The 17363-nt window shown below is 57.3% G+C and carries 20 protein-coding genes; 3 read left to right on the forward strand and 17 right to left on the reverse strand.

The genetic code is table 11. From position 1 onward, the window contains the following. The 17 genes from K9G39_RS08755 to K9G39_RS08835 all read right to left on the reverse strand — a co-directional run. A partial coding sequence (locus tag K9G39_RS08755) for an NAD(P)-dependent oxidoreductase (RefSeq protein WP_292004582.1) occupies positions 1 to 132 on the reverse strand: 132 nt, incomplete at its 3' end. 154 nt (positions 133 to 286) lie between these two features. Further along, the gene (gene dsrP, locus K9G39_RS08760) at positions 287 to 1444 is read right to left on the reverse strand and encodes a sulfate reduction electron transfer complex DsrMKJOP subunit DsrP (RefSeq protein WP_292004546.1); all 1158 of its coding nucleotides are present in this window, start codon (positions 1442 to 1444) and stop codon (positions 287 to 289) included. Between the two features lie 9 nt (positions 1445 to 1453). Beyond that, a complete protein-coding gene (dsrO, locus tag K9G39_RS08765; protein WP_292004547.1) occupies positions 1454 to 2230 on the reverse strand; it encodes a sulfate reduction electron transfer complex DsrMKJOP subunit DsrO in 777 nt (258 codons plus the stop codon). Next, complete coding sequence (gene dsrJ, locus K9G39_RS08770; RefSeq protein ID WP_363319377.1) at positions 2230 to 2613, reverse strand: sulfate reduction electron transfer complex DsrMKJOP subunit DsrJ; 384 nt, start codon at positions 2611 to 2613, stop codon at positions 2230 to 2232. Before dsrJ ends, dsrO begins: the two co-directional genes overlap by 1 nt. Then, a complete protein-coding gene (dsrK, locus tag K9G39_RS08775; protein WP_292004548.1) occupies positions 2606 to 4255 on the reverse strand; it encodes a sulfate reduction electron transfer complex DsrMKJOP subunit DsrK in 1650 nt (549 codons plus the stop codon). Before dsrK ends, dsrJ begins: the two co-directional genes overlap by 8 nt. A 2-nt stretch (positions 4256 to 4257) precedes the next feature. Further along, positions 4258 to 5253, reverse strand: coding sequence for a sulfate reduction electron transfer complex DsrMKJOP subunit DsrM (gene dsrM, locus K9G39_RS08780; protein WP_292004549.1), 996 nt, complete (start codon positions 5251 to 5253; stop codon positions 4258 to 4260). Next, positions 5250 to 5696 (reverse strand): RsbRD N-terminal domain-containing protein, encoded by a 447-nt coding sequence (locus K9G39_RS08785; RefSeq protein WP_292004550.1) that lies wholly within the window; start codon positions 5694 to 5696, stop codon positions 5250 to 5252. The genes dsrM and K9G39_RS08785 overlap by 4 nt, the downstream gene beginning before the upstream one ends. 61 nt (positions 5697 to 5757) lie before the next feature. Next, positions 5758 to 6051, reverse strand: coding sequence for a sulfurtransferase complex subunit TusB (gene tusB, locus K9G39_RS08790; RefSeq protein WP_292004551.1), 294 nt, complete (start codon positions 6049 to 6051; stop codon positions 5758 to 5760). A gap of 11 nt (positions 6052 to 6062) precedes the next feature. After that, complete coding sequence (tusC, locus tag K9G39_RS08795; RefSeq protein WP_292004552.1) at positions 6063 to 6434, reverse strand: sulfurtransferase complex subunit TusC; 372 nt, start codon at positions 6432 to 6434, stop codon at positions 6063 to 6065. A 6-nt stretch (positions 6435 to 6440) separates the two neighbouring features. Beyond that, positions 6441 to 6800, reverse strand: a complete 360-nt coding sequence (gene tusD / locus K9G39_RS08800) for a sulfurtransferase complex subunit TusD (protein ID WP_292004553.1) — start codon at positions 6798 to 6800, stop codon at positions 6441 to 6443. A 48-nt stretch (positions 6801 to 6848) separates the two neighbouring features. Further along, complete coding sequence (locus K9G39_RS08805) at positions 6849 to 7220, reverse strand: hypothetical protein (RefSeq protein ID WP_292004554.1); 372 nt, start codon at positions 7218 to 7220, stop codon at positions 6849 to 6851. A gap of 123 nt (positions 7221 to 7343) precedes the next feature. Further along, positions 7344 to 9077, reverse strand: a complete 1734-nt coding sequence (locus K9G39_RS08810) for an NAD(P)-binding protein (RefSeq protein WP_292004555.1) — start codon at positions 9075 to 9077, stop codon at positions 7344 to 7346. An 18-nt stretch (positions 9078 to 9095) separates the two neighbouring features. After that, positions 9096 to 10175, reverse strand: a complete 1080-nt coding sequence (gene dsrB, locus K9G39_RS08815; protein ID WP_292004556.1) for a dissimilatory-type sulfite reductase subunit beta — start codon at positions 10173 to 10175, stop codon at positions 9096 to 9098. Positions 10176 to 10260: 85 nt separating this feature from the next. After that, positions 10261 to 11514: a dissimilatory-type sulfite reductase subunit alpha gene (gene dsrA, locus K9G39_RS08820; protein ID WP_292004557.1), complete on the reverse strand. Its 1254-nt coding sequence runs from the start codon at positions 11512 to 11514 to the stop codon at positions 10261 to 10263. A 53-nt stretch (positions 11515 to 11567) separates the two neighbouring features. Beyond that, a complete protein-coding gene (locus K9G39_RS08825) occupies positions 11568 to 11903 on the reverse strand; it encodes a TusE/DsrC/DsvC family sulfur relay protein (protein ID WP_292004558.1) in 336 nt (111 codons plus the stop codon). 393 nt (positions 11904 to 12296) lie between these two features. Next, positions 12297 to 13688, reverse strand: coding sequence for a cobyrinate a,c-diamide synthase (locus tag K9G39_RS08830; protein WP_292004559.1), 1392 nt, complete (start codon positions 13686 to 13688; stop codon positions 12297 to 12299). 7 nt (positions 13689 to 13695) lie between these two features. Next, entirely contained in the window at positions 13696 to 14184 is a 489-nt protein-coding gene (locus tag K9G39_RS08835) for a rhodanese-like domain-containing protein (protein WP_292004584.1), read from the reverse strand. Positions 14185 to 14395: 211 nt separating this feature from the next. On the opposite strand from K9G39_RS08835, the gene K9G39_RS08840 reads away from it, so the two are divergent. The 3 genes from K9G39_RS08840 to nifV all read left to right on the forward strand — a co-directional run bounded on the left by K9G39_RS08840 (position 14396) and on the right by nifV (position 17361). Next, positions 14396 to 15439 (forward strand): adenosine deaminase, encoded by a 1044-nt coding sequence (locus tag K9G39_RS08840; protein ID WP_363319378.1) that lies wholly within the window; start codon positions 14396 to 14398, stop codon positions 15437 to 15439. After that, the gene (hpt, locus tag K9G39_RS08845; protein WP_292004561.1) at positions 15436 to 15978 is read left to right on the forward strand and encodes a hypoxanthine phosphoribosyltransferase; all 543 of its coding nucleotides are present in this window, start codon (positions 15436 to 15438) and stop codon (positions 15976 to 15978) included. Before K9G39_RS08840 ends, hpt begins: the two co-directional genes overlap by 4 nt. A gap of 213 nt (positions 15979 to 16191) precedes the next feature. After that, entirely contained in the window at positions 16192 to 17361 is a 1170-nt protein-coding gene (nifV, locus tag K9G39_RS08850; protein ID WP_292004562.1) for a homocitrate synthase, read from the forward strand. Positions 17362 to 17363 lie beyond the last annotated feature (2 nt).

Here is a 17363-nt window from a genome sequence, read left to right on the forward strand (position 1 = left end):
CGCGAGAATGGTGATGTTGCGCGTATACTGCTCGACCGTCCGGATCTTGTGCATGGCGATCTTGCCCCCGCCGACAAAGAGGATTTTTTTATTGTCTATCCGGATGTTGAGCGGAAGAAATACTTTTTTCATGAACGAAAAATTGGCTGGTTGGCATAAGGACATGTCCATAAAGGAGGGCGGACTTCCCTGTCCGCCATTCGAAATATAGATAAATCAATGGCGGGTCGGAAAACCCGCCCTCCTTTCAGACTATCCGGAAGTGAGGGTGATGCGAGGAAAAACGTTACGCCTCCTGCTCCTTTTTCACGGTCACGGCAACCTTCAACAGCAGCGTCAGCACGAGAATGCCCACGGCCCAGATGCCGAGCGTGACGGTGAGCTCCGTCAGGGTGACGCCGTATTCGGTGATCTCTTCGAGCGGCGAGGGTACGAATCCGCCCAGCACCAGCCCGACACCCTTGTCGATCCAGATGGAGCTGACCATGCCCACACAGGCGGCTACAAGCCATTTCGAGGTTTGGCGCAGTTTCGGGTTGAGCAATATCGCCAGAGCGCCGAAACCGAGAAGCAGCGAGAGCCACATCCACGGCACGAGGTTGCTCTTCCCTTCGAACCCGAAAAAGAGATACTGCAGGCCGTGCATGTGCGCCGGCACGTTGCTGTAGAAGGCGGTGAAGAACTCGGTGCCGATCATGAAGAAGTTCGCGATGCCGGCATAGGTGGCAAGCACGGCAAGTTTCCGGCGCGCTTCGTTGCCCGCGTCGAAGCCGGTGGTCTTTTTCAGGACGAGGGTAACGAGAATGAGCAGCGAGGTTCCCGCGGCAAACGCCGATGCGAGAAACCGGGGAGCGAGCACGGCGGTGAGCCAGAGGTGCCGTCCGGGAAGTCCTGCATAGAGGAACGCCGTGACGGTGTGGATGCTGAAGGCCCAGGGAATCGAGAGATAGATGATCGGCTTGACCCATTTCGGCGTCGGTACGCCCTTGCGCTCCGCGCCGAGCACGGTCCATGCGCTGACGAAGTTGATCAGGAGGTAGCCGTTGAGCACCATCACGTCCCAGAACACCATGGCGTGTGGCGAGGGGTAGAGCAGCACGTTCAGCACGCGGTCGGGACGGCCCATGTCGGCAAGGATGAAGAGCATGCACATCAGCGTGGCCGCGACGGCCATGAACTCGCCGACGATCACGGTTTTGGCGAACTCCTTCCGGTTGTGCAGATAGTAGGGAATCACCACCATCACGGCCGAAGCCGCCACGCCCACAAGAAAGGTGAACTGCGCGATATAGAGGCCCCAGCTCACGTCGCGGCCCATGCCGGTAACGGTGAGCCCTTCCCACATCTGCCGTGAAAAGGCGACAGATCCCGCGCCGATGCCGAGCAGCAGGAGTCCTATCCAGAGCCAGTAGTTCCGGCTTCCTTTCAGAGCTTTTTCAATCATGACGATACATTAAATGATATAAAAGACCGAAGGTTTCGTGCCCAGTTCGGGTTTGCGCTGCATGGTTTCGCTGGATTCCAGCAGCTTGCGGATCTCCGACGCGGGATCGTTCAGGTCGCCGAACACCAGCGCCTGCTCCGGACATGCTTCGACGCAGGCCGGGTCGAGTCCTTTCACCAGCCGTTCGGAGCAGAAGTTGCACTTCTCCACCACCCCCTGCATGCGGGTCGGATACTCGGTGCTCGCAAGCTTGATGCCCTCTCTCGGATCGCGCCAGTTGAAGCTGCGGGAACCGTAAGGGCAGGCGGCCATGCAGAAGCGGCAGCCGATGCAGCGGTGGTAGTCCATGGAGACGATGCCGTCCCACCGCCTGAAGGTGGCCTCGGTCGGGCAGGCCTTCGTGCAGGGCGGCTCGGCGCAGTGGTTGCAGAGCGCGACGTAGGGCCTTTCGGTAACCTCGGAGCTCTGGAACTGCCGGCTTGCCGTGGGAAACACGTTTTCGTAGGAGCTTTTCCAAATCCACTTCACCTCGTCCTTGCGGTTGCCGAAATCGGGCACGTTGTGCGTAAAGTGGCAGGCCGCAACACACTCCTTGCAGTTGCCGGAGCATTTGCGGGTATCGATGAGCATGCCCCAGCGATGCTTGCCGGGTTCGGGTTTTTCGTCCCATGCCGGAAACACGGTTTTCTCGAGCGAAAGCGCCGGGAAGAGGCCGGCTGCCGAACCGATGCCGGCAAGAATGCCGATGCCGGCTTTCTTGATAAATGATCTGCGGTCTTCGTTCATCAGGGCGCCTCCATTGGTGAAATATGGCAGTTCCAGCAGTTGGGCTTCACATTGGCGTACATGTGGCAGTTGAAGCAGAACATCCGGTTGCTTGAGTGGCAGTTCAGGCAGGTGTTCAGGCTTTTGTCGATCTTTCTGCCGTCGGGCGCGACCCATACGCGGTTTCCTTCGCGCACGGATGAGTGCCGCCACTCGGCAAGTACACGCATGTGGTTCGCCCGCATGTACTCTTTCGAGCCGATGCAGGCCGAGCTGTCGACCGCAGCGGCCGCAGCAGGGGCGGCAACCTTTTCCGCCTGGCTCTCCTGGTGCCGGAAAGCGTAGACGCCGGCAAGCACCACAATGAGCATGGCGGCTGCCGTCATAATGATTTTTTTAGTCAACGTCGTCCTCCTTGTCGTCAAAACCGGTCATTGGATCCTCCCTGAGATCTTCGGTTCTCATTTTCTCGCCCTGCATCACGAGGGCGTTGCCCACCAGTTCGTGCAGGCCGTATACCGACACGCCGGGGTTCCAGTACCGCATAAGCGGCGGAAGGCTGGCGCGGTCGATGGCGCAGATGGTGACCAGCGAATTGACCTGGTGCTTCTCCTTCACCTTCTGCACGGCGTTCGCCCTCGGGAAGCCGCCCTTCATGCGCATGGCCATGTTCTCCTCGGCGTTGATGCCGCTGCCCGAACCGCAGCAGAAGGTCTGCTCGCGGATGGTGTTTTCCGGCATCTCGTGGAAGGAGTTGCACACCTTGTTAAGAACATATCGCGGCTCCTCGAACATGCCCATGCCCCGGGCGACGTTGCAGGAGTCGTGGAAGGTGGTGCGCAGATGGTCGTTGCGTTTCGGGTCGAGCTTCAGCTTGCTGTTATGGATAAGATCGGCGGTAAACTCGGCGATATGCACCATTTTCGTGGCTTTCGCGTTGCTGAACTTCGTTCCGGTGATGGGCGAAACCGGTTCTTCGAGGAAGTTTGCCGGGCCGTTCATGGTGCTCATGTACTGGTGCACCACGCGCCACATGTGGCCGCACTCGCCGCCGAGGATCCATTTCACGCCGAGCCGTTCGGCTTCGTGGTACATCTTCGCGTTCAGCTTGCGCATCATGTCGTTCGAGGTGAAGAACCCGAAGTTCCCCCCTTCCGAAGCGTAGGTGCTGATGGTGTAGTCGAGCCCGATGTGCTCGAAAAGCAGCATGTAGCCCATCATGGTGTAGACGCCGGGGTCGCCGAAGACGTCGCCGGACGGGGTGATGAAAAGGATCTCCGCACCCTTGCGGTTGAAGGTGGGGTTCACCGCCACGCCGGTCAGCTCCTCGATGTCGTCAACGAGCGACTCGACGTTCTGCACGAAGGTGTGCGGCTCGATGCCGAGATGGTTTCCCGTGCGGTTGCAGTTCGCCACCGGTGCGAGAATCCAGTTATTGTTCAGGCCCACGAGCTGCAGGATCTCGCGCACCATGATGGTGATCTCCGCGGTATCGATGCCCATGGGGCAGAACACCGAACAGCGGCGGCACTCGGTGCACTGGTAGAAGTACATGTACCACTCCCTGAGCACCTCTTTGGTGAGCTTGCGCGATCCGGCAAAGCCCTTCAGGATTTTCTCAACCATGGGAAAATCGCCGCGGTAGACCGAACGGACCAGTTCGGCGCGAAGCACCGGCATGTTCTTCGGGTCGCCCGTACCGAGGAAGAAGTGGCACTTGTCGGCGCAGGCGCCGCACCGCACGCAGGAGTCGAGGTAGAGCTTCAGGGAGCGGTATTTCTTTATGCGTTCCCGCATGCCGTCCATGAGGGTCTTCTGCCACCCTTCGGGCAGCTGCCAGTCATCGTCGGTAACTGCCCACTTGCGGGGATTGGCAAAGCCGAGCTCCTCGATCACCTCGGGTTTGGCCGGAAAGCAGAAGTTCCCCTCGCGGAACTCCACGGGCATCTCCCACCACTCCTGTTTGGCGTGATCGCCTTTCAGCGGGCTCGGCTTCTCCTCCATCTCGCGGATGAGGTCGGCCTGTTTCGGTAGATATTTCGACATGGTTACTCCTTTTCGAGAGGCAGTTTCGCCTTTTTCATCTTTTCGCGGTAATCGTCCTCGTACTCACTGTAGGTGCGGATCTTCATGGGCTGACGCCACACATTGACATGCATTTTCTCGCGGCTGTTGTTCAGCATGGTGCGCGTCGGGCTGAGAAAAATCGCGCCCATGTGCATGAGCTTGCTGAACGGAAAGTACAGCAGCAGCATGCATACGAGAAAGAGATGCACATAAAAGAGCGCGCCGATCTCGGCTGGAGGATCGAAGCTGAAGCTCATCAGCCGCAGCATCTGATCCTTGACGGCCATGACGTCAACCTTGGCGATATAGCGCATCAGCACCCCGGCGCCGACGATGCCGCCGAGCAGGAAGAGCGGGAAGTAGTCGGTAGGCAAGGAAATGATGCGCATTTTCGCATCCGACACGCGCCGCACAAAAAGGAAGGTGATTGCCGAGAGCGCAAGCGCATCGGTTACATAGAAAGCCGGAAGCGTGATATCGAAGAAACTGTCGAGCTGGTCGAGCGATTCGGCGAAACCAGGCACCATGATAAAGAAAAACCGCGCATGGCGCAGCACGATGACGAGAAGCGACCAGTGGAACACGAGACCGCCGAGCCAGAGCCACTTGGTGGAGCCGTACACGAGATCGGGACCCTTGCTGAATTCGGCCTTGTTGTTGCGGAAAAGGGAACGGAACAGCAGCACCTCGGAAAGCACCCTGACGGCGGCATGCCACGGTTTCGAGGGGCTTTCGATTTTGTCGTGGTGAATCCAGTCGAGCGACTTCTCCTGGCCGCAGGTGGAGGTGATGTTGTAGGGTACCGGACGGCGAAGCCAGTCAACCATCCGGTAGACGAAGCCTGCAATGAACAGCACCGCGGCAGCGTAGGGTATGACGACGCCGAAAAGATAATCGAGGCCGGCATACTGCACTCCTGCGAAAGGAATGAGCGCAAGCACGGCCACCATTGCGAAGGGCAGCATAATCTTTTTCATGATCCGGTACTCCTCAGCAGCATGTGCATTTTACTCCTGCTCTCTTCGACCTTGAGCTGGTAGATGGTTTCACGATGCTCCATGAAGAGGTCGAAGGCCTCGAACAGTATGGCTTCGATTCTTTCGGTGCAGAAGGGCGCGTCGCCTTCGGAACCTCCGGTCTCCTGCAGGATGCTCCTCAGCTCCGGAAAAAGCGAAAGGCTGCGGGAAGGACGGAAAGGATGCACGGCCAGGATGCGCGTCACGCGCGACACACCCTCCCTGCAACGCTCACCGTCTTCGGCAAAACCGTCAAGCATCATTCCCATGCCGTCGGCGAGCGCTTCCGATATTGGCGTACCGGGAGCCATCTTCCCGGAAAAAAGGTCGAGGCCGAACTCGAGCCATCGCTTCAGGATTGTCTCCCGGTTTTCCCGGATGATCCGCTCCCAGGTTCGATTCATAGGGTCAGAGGGTAAATTAATTTAATATAAGATCTGCACAGCAATGACCTCAAAAGGGTGGCTAGAGCCAGCTGTTCACCTGATGCTCCTCCACCAGATCGACGAACCCGTCGTAATCGACCGTTGCCACCCCCTCGGTGAGGTTCGAGATGCCTCGTGCCTCGAGGTCTGGCCGGAGCGCATAGACCGGATTGTTTTTCATGACACCGGCAAGAGCTTCCGAAAAGCGGTTACCCTGCTGTACGGCATAGACTCCGTTCTCGATGAAGAGCACGGGATCTCCCGGCTGGAGAAATCTGATGCAGGTATCGAAGCTGTCGCCTGAAAATGGTGATTTGTTGATCGTATGTAACATCGACAAAAACGTTAATGGTGAATGATGACGTCCTGCCCGTTCATAAGCGCTCCGATTTCGGAGGAGTCGAGCACTTCGACATCCACAAGCAGGTCCTCTTCGGAAAGTCCCCTCTCCTCGAGCGAAATCCGGTCGACGTAGAGTTTCTCGACATCGTAACCGTCAAGCGCCATGAAGGTTTTGGCGAAGCCCTTGATGCCGATGCCCGCCGTGTCCTGGTTCTTTTTGATGGCGTAAACGCCGTCGCCGATGAACACGACCGACAGATCCTGCTCGTAGGCCGCCATGATAAGGATCATTTCAAGACCCTCGTAGCTGTATATCGTGCCGTGAGGCGCATGGCGCAGCACATGCATGATCTTTTTCACGTTTTCGTTTTCCATTGTTCTTCAGTCTCCGAAGGTTAAAAGTCTGTCGTTGCGGATGGCGATATCGGTCAGGGTGCCGAGTCCGGTGATCTCGCCGCCTTCGATGAGCACCTCGTCGCAGATGCCGCGACGTTTCGAGGCTGCGATACAGGCGAGAATCTCCACGCCATGCTCCTTGTGCAGCTTATCCCAGCGGGCGGAGATGTGCCGGTCGTCCTGGGGCGGATCCATCATTTTCGTCACGTTGTTGACGCCGTCGTTGTAGAGGAAGACGGCATCCACCCTGTGCCCTTTTCTGATTGCCGCTTCGGCAAACTTGTAGGCCGTGTCGGCAGCCTGGTGGTTATACGGTCCTTCCTTGAGCAGGATTCCTATTTTCACGGTCAGGAAATTGTAGGGTTAGGGAAAACATGCACCGTACCTGCCGCATCAGCAGCAGGCTGCGGTCTCCTCCATCGCGGCCTCGTAAAGAGGCAGCCAGGTACGGGAGTGCTCCGCAATCGGTTTCTCCATGTACTGTGCAAAATACAGGTCGTCGGCAGCCTTCCGGATATCGCCGGCCCTGAGCGCTTCGAGAGCTTTGCGACCGTAAGCCGACGAATCCTCGGCTGTCAGCACCACCTGTCGCCAGTAGTTCCGGGCCTCCTCGCCGTACACTGCGGTTCGGGGCAGCGCCATGGCCTCCTTCAGCGAAGAGACCGCGACGGCGCGCGGCCCGAATCTGGCCGTCCAGCCCGCTTCAGCCCACTTCGACGTACGTTCGAGGGCCTCCTGTGTCTGTTGTATCAGAGCTTCGTACATTGCTTTGCTGGTTGCTGTTCGTTAATGTTGATTCTATCGACTTGTCCGCAGGTCTGCAGGTCAGGGACAAAAGGACAATGACCCACCCTTCCGACTACTGACTACTGACTACCGACTACCGACCTACAATCCATCCCCCATGCCCATCTGGATGTACCCGGAGGGGCAGACCAGCGAGCAGATGTGGCAGCCGACGCATTTCGAGTAATCGGTATAGACCTTCTCGCCTTCGGGATTGTCGCGGAATCGGCTGACGGCCGTCTGGGGACAGAACGAAACGCACTGCTTGCAGTCGAAGCAGAGACCGCAGCTCATGCAGCGTGCCGCTTCGGCCAGGGCATCCTCTTTCGAGAGAGCCTGAAGCAGCTCGTCGTGGTTGCCCACCACCTCTTCCGGCTCGATGTTCCCGCGTTTGGCCTGGGGCGAATGGAAAAAGTACATCACATCCTGCTTCTGCACCTTTGTCACCTCGCGGTAACCCTGCTCGGGAAGCGGTTCGCCCTTGAGAAACGCGTCGATCGATTCGGCAGCCTTGCGCCCGTGGCCTACAGCCGTCGTGATGAGATCGACCTTGATGGCGTCACCGCCGCCGAAGACCTTCTGCTTGCCGGGAATACGGAAATGGCGGTCTACCTTCAGCCACGAATTACCATTTACAATGCTCTCGAGCCCCTGCATGTCTGCAGACTGACCGATGGCCGCAACCACCATGTCGCCCTCGATCTCGAAGGTTTCGCCCGAGCTTTTGTAGCGGAAAAACGGAATGGGAGAGTTCCAGCCATCTTCGCCTTTATCCTTTTTCACCATCCGGGAGCAGACGAGGCCCCGAACACCGCCGTCGCCGGCGAGCAGTCCGGTAATGCCGGTCAGGTAGTGCATGACGGCGCCTTCGTTAACCGCATCGTCGAATTCGTTCTGGAAACAGGCCATCTCCTCGCGCGGCACGCCGGAAACCACAACGGCTTCCGATCCGAGGCGCAGGGCAAGACGCGCCACGTCCATGGCTACGTTGCCGTCACCGATCACGATGACTTTCCTGCCGACCGGGATATCGTCGCCCAGCACCTCGTAGTTGCGCAGAAAGTCGATGGCGTTGGTGGCTCCCGGCGTCGTATTGAATCCCTCGACCGGCAGACCGCGCCCGACCTGGGCGCCGACTCCCACGAAGACGGCGTCGTACTCCGCTTCGAGCTGGTCGAGCGTGACGTCCTTTCCGACACGCACACCCATTTTCAACTCAAGGCCAAGATCGGTGATGCGCCGGATCTCCGCTTCGAGCACCTTTCGATCGACCCGGTAACCCATGATGCCGTAAAGCACCATGCCGCCGAGTTTCTCGTTGGCGTCGTAGATGGTGACGGCATGACCCCTGCGGCGCAACTGGTACGCCGCGGAAAGACCGGCAGGTCCGCCGCCGATCACGGCAACGCGCTTACCGGTATCGGGCCCGGGTTCAGGAAGCTTCAGTCCGGCTTCGATGCCGTAGTTGCCGACAGCCTGCTCAAGGGCGTTGATGGCCACGCTCTCGTCGTGAAACTGCCGGTTGCACCCTTTCTGGCAGGGATGCGGGCATATTCTGCCCATGACCGCCGGAAACGGGTTCATCTTGACGATGGTCTCCCATGAGGCTTTCCATGCGTCTTCGGTTTTTTCGGTGCCGTTCAGAAGACGGTTGTATCCACGGATATCCTCCCCGGCAGGGCACTCGGCCGTGCAGGGAGGCGTCTGACGGACATAGATCGGGCATTTGTGGCTGCTGTCGCCGAATGCCACGATCTTGTCGGTTCCCTCCAGCTCGGTGTATTCCGGAAACTGGTAGTTGATCGCAAAATCAAGAATTGGATTTGATTCCACCATGGTCGTAATCTCCTTCGGTTAGAACCGGACGTGTGCCGACTGGTTGAAGGTAGTCCTGGCGTGACGATAACTGTCGATCATGTTGTCGTCGAACGTCAGGCCGGTTTCTTCGAAAAAGCGCTTCCAACCGATACGGTTGATCCACTCGCCCACTCGCTCCCAGGGACGTCCTCCCGCCTTGTATGCAGTCAGGATCTTGCCGATCACCTCGGTGACTTCCGGCCAGCGGGGAGGATTGTTGGGCAGGTTGTGAGCCACGATGCTCATGGTGGAGGGTTTGGTGCGGGCATTGCTGTTCTTGCCGCCGACCCAGATGGCGAACTTGGAGTGCTCCGGATGGTTGATCTCCATGGCGGGACAGGCACCGAAACAGGCGCCGCAGCAGATGCATTTGGCTTCGTCGACCATAAGGGAGCGTTTGCCGTTCACCACGGTGGGACGGATTGCCGCAACCGGACAGCGGGCGACCGCTTTCGGCAGTTCGCAGATGGTCGCAAGATGGTCGTGGTTGATGCGGGGCGGACGGGTATGCTTGACAACGATGGCGATATCGGCCTGGCCGCCGCAGTTGATGGAACAGCAGGAGGTGGACAGACGCACCTTGTTGGGCATCTGCATATCCTTGAACTCCTGATAGACATAGTCCATCATGGACTTCACGACGCCTGAAGCATCGGTGGCGGGAATATCGCAGTGCAGCCACCCCTGGGTGTGCGCTACCGAGGAGACGCACATGCCGGTTCCACCCACCGGAAACCCGCGCGACTCGAGCTCCTGGATCATCGGCTCGACATGCTCACTGTTCGGGGTCAGAAACTCCACATTGTTGCGAACCGTGAAGCGAAGGTATCCGTCCGCATACTTGTCGGCGATATCGCAGAGCACGCGCACCATATCCACCGTATCCTGGCGGGGTGTGCCGGCCCTGACGGTCCAGATTGCGTCGCCGCTTTCAGCCACGTGCATGAGCACGCCCGGCCTGGGAATTTCGTGGTACTTCCACTTACCGTAATTCTTTCTCACCACCGGGTGAAGAGCCTCTTCATAGGTGTGAGGACCCGACTCTATGGTCTTCCATTTTTTTTCAGGACTGCTCATGATGTTCTTTTCCGATTGGGTGTAGTGCCGCCCTCCGGGCAGCGGGTTTCATGCTTGTTGTTCAGGCTTCCCACGGCTGCCGTACTCAGTACGGCGCCTTGAAATACGGGTTGTCACGCGGCCTCGTCACCATATTGATGTCCGCCTCGATTCCGACTCCGTCGAGGAACTGCTTGAGACCGACACGTTCGATGGTTTCGCCGATACGCTCGTGGTCGAGTCCGGCATCTTCCCACCAGTCGATGATCTCCTCGATCTGCTCGATGAAAGCCTCGATATCCTCGTCGTCCTCCATCTTCATGAACGGAATAATGAGCGATCCCATATTGACGCCGACCTTGAGCGTGTTCTTTCCTCCCATAAGCAGGGAAATACCGCGTTCCTTGCCGGGAGAGAGCGCTTTGGGCATGGCGTTCAGGCAGTGCATGCAACGCACGCAGTCCCGTGTTTCGATGTGCATTTCGCCGTCCTTCAGCGAAATGGCCTTCGTGGGACAGAGATTGATAACCTGGTTGACCAGCACATCCATCCCTTTCTTTTCAACCCAGGCGTTCACCTCGTCGCGATCGACCTGAATGGCGTCGCGCCAGGTGCCGATGACGGCAAGATCGGAGCGCATGATGGCGTTGGTGCAGTCGTTCGGGCAGCCCGAAAACTTGAATTTGAGCTTGTAGTTCCATTCAGGACGGTGCAGTACGCCGACGAAATGCTTCAATACCTTGAGATGGAGCTTGAGGTTGTCGTAGCAGGCATTTTCGCAACGGCCCTGACCGATACACGACACCGCCGTACGCATGCCGGCGCCTGCGCCGCCAAGATCCCATCCGCTCTGGTTCAGTTCGTCGAAACACTGCTGCACCTTATCCTGCTCGATACCCTGCAGCATGATGTCGCCCGTCTGGCCGTGCAGGGTGATGATGCCGCTGCCGTATTTTTCCCAGATGTCACAAAGCTCGCGCATCATGGCCGTATTGTAGTGCAGACCCGGCGCCGGCTGAATTCTCATGGTGTGGAATTCCGCAGCCTCGGGAAACTTGTCCTTGATCATGGAGTACCGGGTTATGATGCCCGCACCGTAACCGTCCACCGTCACGAGACCGCCTTTCCAGTACCCCATCTTCGTGTTGTAGGAGTATTCAAGCTGATCGAGCACTCCGCGAAGCATGGGCTTTTTTGTCCGTTCTGCAAGTTCCTTGAAGCCGGAAACAAAGCTTGGCCACGGGCCGCTCTCCAGCTCATTAAGCATAGGGGTCGGATTCAGAAACTTCCCGTTCTCCTCCGAATGGCAACCCCCGCAGTGATGTCCTTCGCGTGAAGAAGCATCTTTTGCACCTTCCATAGTTCCTCCTTTAGTTCACCGTTAAATTGGGTTGGAAAAAGCGGTCAATCGCATTACACGCAGCCTGTCGGCTTCGGCAGCCCGGCAATCTTGCAGGCCTGAAGCGCGGGACCTTTAGGGAAAAGTCCGTAGAGGAACTCGGAAGCCTCTTTCTTGTCCATACCCTTCTCCGATGCGATAGCCTTGGTCAGCACCTTCACTGCAGGAGCGATCTGGTACTCTTCGTAGTAGTTCCTGAGGAACTTCACCAGATCCCAGTGCGCTTCCGCCATTTCGATCTCCTCGCCTTCGGCAAGCTTTACGGCAACATCCTCGTTCCAGTCTTCGAGATTGACGAGGTAGCCGTTTTCGTCCACTTCGTAGCTGACGCCGTTCACTTCAATGCTCATGATTCGCTCCTTTTGTAATGTTAGTATTGATATTGAACCTTCCCTGCAAACCGGACCGGCCCAAAAAGACGCAATCCTCAGTCTGGGGAAAACAAGAAAGTTCAGTTATATATTTATATAACTATATAGTAATAAAAGGGGCGCTGTTTTTCAAATCCTGACGATAAAATTTTCATTTTTTTATGTTTTGCCGGCAGGCAACCGCGTGCTGCTCCACGAAGCGGGAACCGATGCGGAACGAATTGCCTGAACAAAAAAAGGGGTGCACCTGTCAGATTGAAAACGGGGAACAAACAGCGCCCAAAAACAGCGAAACAGTTATATAACTATATAGTAATAAAAGGGGCGGCTTTTTTCAAATCCCCGGTGCATTTTTTTGTTTTTTCCGGAAAATCACCGGCCTTTTTTCCAGGCTGCGCACAGATCGGTAAACCGCTTCGCCCACAGGGGATTTCCGACAGCATGCAGATGGGCGTAGGATGCGAACAGGTTACGGTAAAGCACTCCGTCATGTCTTCCGGTCACCCCCTGGCCGCGCATGAGGTCGAACTGCCAGCGGCAACCGGCCGCACCCTCAATCGGCGTAGAATAGTGGAACTCGTGTGCTCTTGCTTCGACCCCTTTTTCGAACCAGGGACTTTCGCTGCAGCTCCTCATCTGAAGATACCCGTGACCGGCCGGGCGGGGCTGAAACCCGATATCGAAGGGAAGAATTCCGGCCAGAGAATAGGTTTTACCCCCATAGGTGCCGCTGCGGGAGAGCCAGATCAGTCCGCCGCATTCGGCATAGAGCGGCATATCTCCATCGACCAGCTCTTTCACATCCCGCATCAGGCTCCGGTTGGCCGAAAGCCCGGAAAAAAAGGATTCCGGAAAACCGCCTCCGAGATAGAGGCCGTCGACATCGGGAAGCGAACGGTCCTGCATCGAATCGATAAAGAGCAGTTCCGCTCCGTGCTCCTCGAGTGCCCGAAGGTTCTCGGGATAATAGAAACAGAACGCGGCATCCCTGAAAACCCCTATGCGAACCCGTTTTTCGGGAAGCGTCACGGGTCGGGCGGGCGAATGTCCCTCAAAGGCAAGGGGTAGGGCCGAATCGAAAAGCGAACGGATTGCCTGCATGTCGCAGTAGAGCGAGACCAGTTCGGCAGCGTCCCGTATAAAGGCGGCAGCTCCTGCTGTTTCGCCGACTGTCGTAAGGCCGAGATGCCGTTCGGCAATAACGAGCCTCTTCTCCGCCGGAATAGCGCCGACGACAGGCACCCGGCAGAAGGTTTCGATGGCAAGCTTCTGTTTTTCCGCATGACGCGGGGAACTCACCTGATTGAGAATGACGCCGGCAATAGTCACCTGCGGCTGCATGGCCTGCATGCCCATGACGATCGCTGCCGCGGTGCGGTTCATTTTCCGGCTGTCGATCACCAGGAGAACCGTTGTCTGCAGCAAAAGGGCAAGCCCCGCGCTGCTGTCGGAGCCGTCGATCGACATGCCGTCGTGCAGGCCGTGGTTGCCCTCTATCAGGGCAAGCGTCCCATCCCTGCCGGCACGGACAAACGAATCCATGCATCCATCGGATCCCATGAGCCAGGGGTCGAGATTGCAGCTCTCCCTTCCGGAAGCAAGCCGGTGCCACATGGGATCGATATAGTCGGGGCCTTTCTTGAAGCAGGAGACGCGCTCCCCATTTGAGGCAAAATGCGCGGCAATACCGAGGGTCACGGTCGTCTTGCCGGAACTCTTGTGCGGGGCCGAAACCATCAGCCGGGGAAGACGCAGCCTGTCCATTATCTTTTCAGGGCTGTTTCTGCCGATCCTCAAGCCCGGGCCTTCTCTGCGAGGGGCTGATCCTGGATGTAAAAAACTCGTCAGCGGCATCTTCATCGACGACATCACCGGTCAGGTCGAAGAGCGGCTCCTCATAATCATTCCATCCCCTGAGACCCGTCTTGAGTGAAACCGCATTTTCATAACCGAGCTGCTGCATCACGGCAACGGCAAGCACGCTGCGGCGTCCCGAACGGCATACCACGACAACCTCCCGCTGCCTTGCGGAAGCAAGTTCCGGCAGCGTTTCGTCATAATCCCATTCGCATGCGGATTCAAGAATACCCCTGGGAACATTGACGGAACCGCGTATATGCATGGCCTCGAACTCGTAAGGCTCGCGGACATCGAGAATCAGGAGTCCGGGATTCTTTTCCATACGTTCGGCAAGATCCCAGGGCATGATCTCTCTTACCTCCGCAAGACAGGCCTGTATGAGGTCGTTAAAAGTCAGCATCACAAAAATCCGATCGGTTAGGTTGGGTCTGCACTGGTCTTATATGAGTATAACACTAAATCGACATATTTCCGAAGAGGCAAAAAAGAAAACGATGAACATCAGTGCCCAGGAATACCGCACGAGCTTTTTATTGCGTACATTACCAGCAGAATGCAAGGCCGTGTCCTGCAGCATGCCCCGGCATGCCAACCCCAAACACACTGCAGCCATGACGACGCTTGCCGGTTTCATCGCAGGAATGCCGAAAGCGGAACTGCACCTGCACATAGAAGGGACTCTCGAGCCTGAGCTGATGATCGAAATCGGCCGTCGCAACGGCCTGGAACTGCCCTGGCCCGATGCTGAAAGCGCCCGTCGGGCCTATAATTTCAGGGATCTGCAGTCGTTTCTCGATATCTACTACCGCGCCACCTCCGTGCTGGTGCACGAAGAGGATTTTTACGACCTGACCGCGGCATACCTGCGGAAAGCCGCTTCCCAGAATGTACGCCATGCTGAAATTTTTTTCGATCCGCAGAGCCATACGGCAAGGGGAATTGCCTTCGAAACCGTAATCAGGGGCATCGAGGGCGCGCTGCAGGACGCCCGGCGCAGCCTCAACCTTTCGACGAAACTCATCATGTGCATTCTCCGGCACCTGAGCGAACGTGAGGGACTGGAGATGTTCCGGCAGGCACTCCCCTGGAGACGCTGGATAACCGGCATCGGGCTCGACTCCGCAGAGCGTGACAACCCCCCGTCCAGGTTCCGGAACCTCTTCGAACTCGCTCACCGGGAGGGATTTCTGCTGGTTGCGCATGCCGGAGAGGAAGGGGGAGCACCCTCAGTCAGGGAGGCCCTCGACACCCTGCAGATCAGCCGCATCGATCACGGGGTGCACTGCATGGAGGATGATGGGCTGGTTGCCGAACTGGTACGGCGACAGATACCGCTGACGGTTTGCCCGCTCTCGAATGTCCGGCTCAGGGTGTTTCCCTCCATGCGGGAGCATAACCTGAAACGCATGCTGCAGAGGGGCTTGTGCGTTACCCTGAACTCCGACGACCCGGCCTATTTCGGAGGGTATGTCAACGAAAACTATACCGAAGCCGCAGAAGCGCTCGGGCTCCTGCCCGGCGACCTTGTGCAGCTCGCGCGGAACTCCTTTACCGCCTCATCTCTCGGCACGCTTCAGAAACAGCTCTATCTGAACGAACTCCGGCGCTACGATATCGAAACTCCTTTGCAACCCTCTGAAAACAGAACCAGATGATCGCCATTGAAGACGATGCGCGCCTCACGCAACTTTTTTCCGGAGAAACCATCCGTAACCGTGTGGCGGAACTGGGCGCCGCCATTTCCGGAGATTTCAGTAACGTCAGCGAAGCCGACCCGCTTTACCTCATCGCGGTACTCAAAGGCGCTTTCATTTTTGCTGCCGACCTGATACGGGCCATAACGGTACCCTGTACCATCGATTTTCTCTCTGCATCGAGTTACGGAACCGCCAAAACCTCCTCGGGCACCGTTGCCCTGCGGCACAGTCTTTCGGTGGCGAACCGCCATGTCCTCCTGATCGAAGACATTGTCGATACAGGACTTACCCTGCAGCGCATAAGCGATGAGCTGACTGCGCAGCATCCGGCTTCGCTGGGTATCTGCACGCTGCTCGACAAGCCGGCAGCGCGCAAACACCCGGTACGGATAGCCTATACCGGTTTTTCCATACCCGACCGGTTCGTTGTCGGCTACGGCATCGACTACGGCGAACACTACCGTCAGCTGCCGTATATAGGATTTTTCAGCTCCTGACGGCCGCCCCCGTCCACTCCACCCTCCCTGCAGATACAGTACATCCGGCATCCCATTATCTTTTCATCACAATAGCACCAAAATGTCTGAAATTTTATTATTTTATTAATATTAGCCCTAACTTATTAAGGAAAATTTTACTATATCCCTTAATAAAACGGACAACAAAACGCATACCGGCACACCCCGCTGAACAGTAAAACGACAGTCGATATGAAAAAGGAAGGAACCCGACGAAATGAAGCCGGAGTCAGGCCATGGATCATCGATACCACCCTGCGTGACGGTGAACAGGCGCCAGGAGTGGCTTTCAGCGCCGCGGAAAAAACACGGATTGCCTGCCTGCTTGCCGAGACCGGGGTCAATGAACTGGAAATCGGTTATCCGGCCATCAGTGAGGAGGAGCGAACGGCAATCAAAGGCATCGCAGCCCTCAATCTGCCTCTCCGCCTGACCGGATGGGCTCGTGCGGTATGGCAGGATATAGAATACGCCGCCGCCAGCGGAACGGAAGCCGTGCACATCAGTTTCCCGGTTTCGGATCTTTATATGCGGCTGATGGAAAAAGATTACCAGTGGGTACAGGGGCAGCTGCAGGATCTGGTGCCGAGAGCGAAAAAATATTTCAGTTTCGTCAGTGTCGGTGCACAGGATGCGACAAGAGCCGCTCCGGAGGCGCTCCTGGAGTTTGCCGCAGATGCAGCGGCCTGCGGAGCCGACCGGCTCAGGCTTGCCGACACCGTCGGCATAGCGACTCCGGTTTCGGTCATCGGGCTTGTCCGGCGCCTGAAAGCCTCATGTAAGCTGCCTCTGGAATTTCATGCCCATAATGATCTCGGCATGGCGACCGCAAATGCCTTTACCGCCCTCGAAGCCGGATGTACCGCAGTCAGCGTTTCCGTGACAGGCCTGGGCGAACGCGCAGGAAATGCCGCACTTGAAGAGCTTGCCATAGCGCTGGAGCTCTCGAAAAAATATGCTACGACGCTCGACACCAGCCGACTCGCCGTGCTGTGCGAAACCGTCAGCCGTGCGGCAGGCCGTCCCATACAGGATCAGAAACCGGTTGTCGGCAAATCGGCTTTTCAGCATGAATCGGGCATTCACTGCGCTGCGCTCCTCAAGGATCCGCTCTCCTACCAGCCCTATCTTCCCGAACAGGTCGGAAGAAAAGAGTATGAACTGGTTATCGGAAAACATTCGGGCAGTGCGGCCATTCACCACTTTTACAGTTCGCAGGGCATCACGATTTCAAAAGAAGAGAGCGGAAAACTGCTGCCGGCTGTCCGGAAAGCCGCCGGAGAAAAGAAACGTGCCCTGACGGAAAAAGAGCTGCAAAGCATCTATCGATCACATTGTCAGACAAGGATCACCTTACCCTAACA

This window comes from Chlorobium sp., from assembly GCF_021740465.1.
Taxonomy (GTDB): Bacteria; Bacteroidota; Chlorobiia; order Chlorobiales; family Chlorobiaceae; genus Chlorobium.

Excerpts from the sequence above, each read along its gene's own strand:
- nifV (WP_292004562.1), top strand. The coding sequence starts at position 16,192 with ATGAAAAAGGAAGGAACCCGACGAAATGAAGCCGGAGTCAGGCCATGG.
- K9G39_RS08830 (WP_292004559.1), bottom strand. The coding sequence starts at position 13,688 with ATGGACAGGCTGCGTCTTCCCCGGCTGATGGTTTCGGCCCCGCACAAG.
- K9G39_RS08810 (WP_292004555.1), bottom strand. The coding sequence starts at position 9,077 with ATGGTGGAATCAAATCCAATTCTTGATTTTGCGATCAACTACCAGTTT.
- dsrP (WP_292004546.1), bottom strand. The coding sequence starts at position 1,444 with ATGATTGAAAAAGCTCTGAAAGGAAGCCGGAACTACTGGCTCTGGATA.
- tusC (WP_292004552.1), bottom strand. The coding sequence starts at position 6,434 with ATGGAAAACGAAAACGTGAAAAAGATCATGCATGTGCTGCGCCATGCG.
- K9G39_RS08785 (WP_292004550.1), bottom strand. The coding sequence starts at position 5,696 with ATGAATCGAACCTGGGAGCGGATCATCCGGGAAAACCGGGAGACAATC.
- dsrA (WP_292004557.1), bottom strand. The coding sequence starts at position 11,514 with ATGGAAGGTGCAAAAGATGCTTCTTCACGCGAAGGACATCACTGCGGG.
- dsrB (WP_292004556.1), bottom strand. The coding sequence starts at position 10,175 with ATGAGCAGTCCTGAAAAAAAATGGAAGACCATAGAGTCGGGTCCTCAC.
- K9G39_RS08825 (WP_292004558.1), bottom strand. The coding sequence starts at position 11,903 with ATGAGCATTGAAGTGAACGGCGTCAGCTACGAAGTGGACGAAAACGGC.
- K9G39_RS08840 (WP_363319378.1), top strand. The coding sequence starts at position 14,396 with ATGACGACGCTTGCCGGTTTCATCGCAGGAATGCCGAAAGCGGAACTG.
- K9G39_RS08835 (WP_292004584.1), bottom strand. The coding sequence starts at position 14,184 with ATGCTGACTTTTAACGACCTCATACAGGCCTGTCTTGCGGAGGTAAGA.
- K9G39_RS08805 (WP_292004554.1), bottom strand. The coding sequence starts at position 7,220 with ATGTACGAAGCTCTGATACAACAGACACAGGAGGCCCTCGAACGTACG.
- dsrK (WP_292004548.1), bottom strand. The coding sequence starts at position 4,255 with ATGTCGAAATATCTACCGAAACAGGCCGACCTCATCCGCGAGATGGAG.
- dsrO (WP_292004547.1), bottom strand. The coding sequence starts at position 2,230 with ATGAACGAAGACCGCAGATCATTTATCAAGAAAGCCGGCATCGGCATT.
- dsrM (WP_292004549.1), bottom strand. The coding sequence starts at position 5,253 with ATGAAAAAGATTATGCTGCCCTTCGCAATGGTGGCCGTGCTTGCGCTC.
- tusB (WP_292004551.1), bottom strand. The coding sequence starts at position 6,051 with ATGTTACATACGATCAACAAATCACCATTTTCAGGCGACAGCTTCGAT.
- hpt (WP_292004561.1), top strand. The coding sequence starts at position 15,436 with ATGATCGCCATTGAAGACGATGCGCGCCTCACGCAACTTTTTTCCGGA.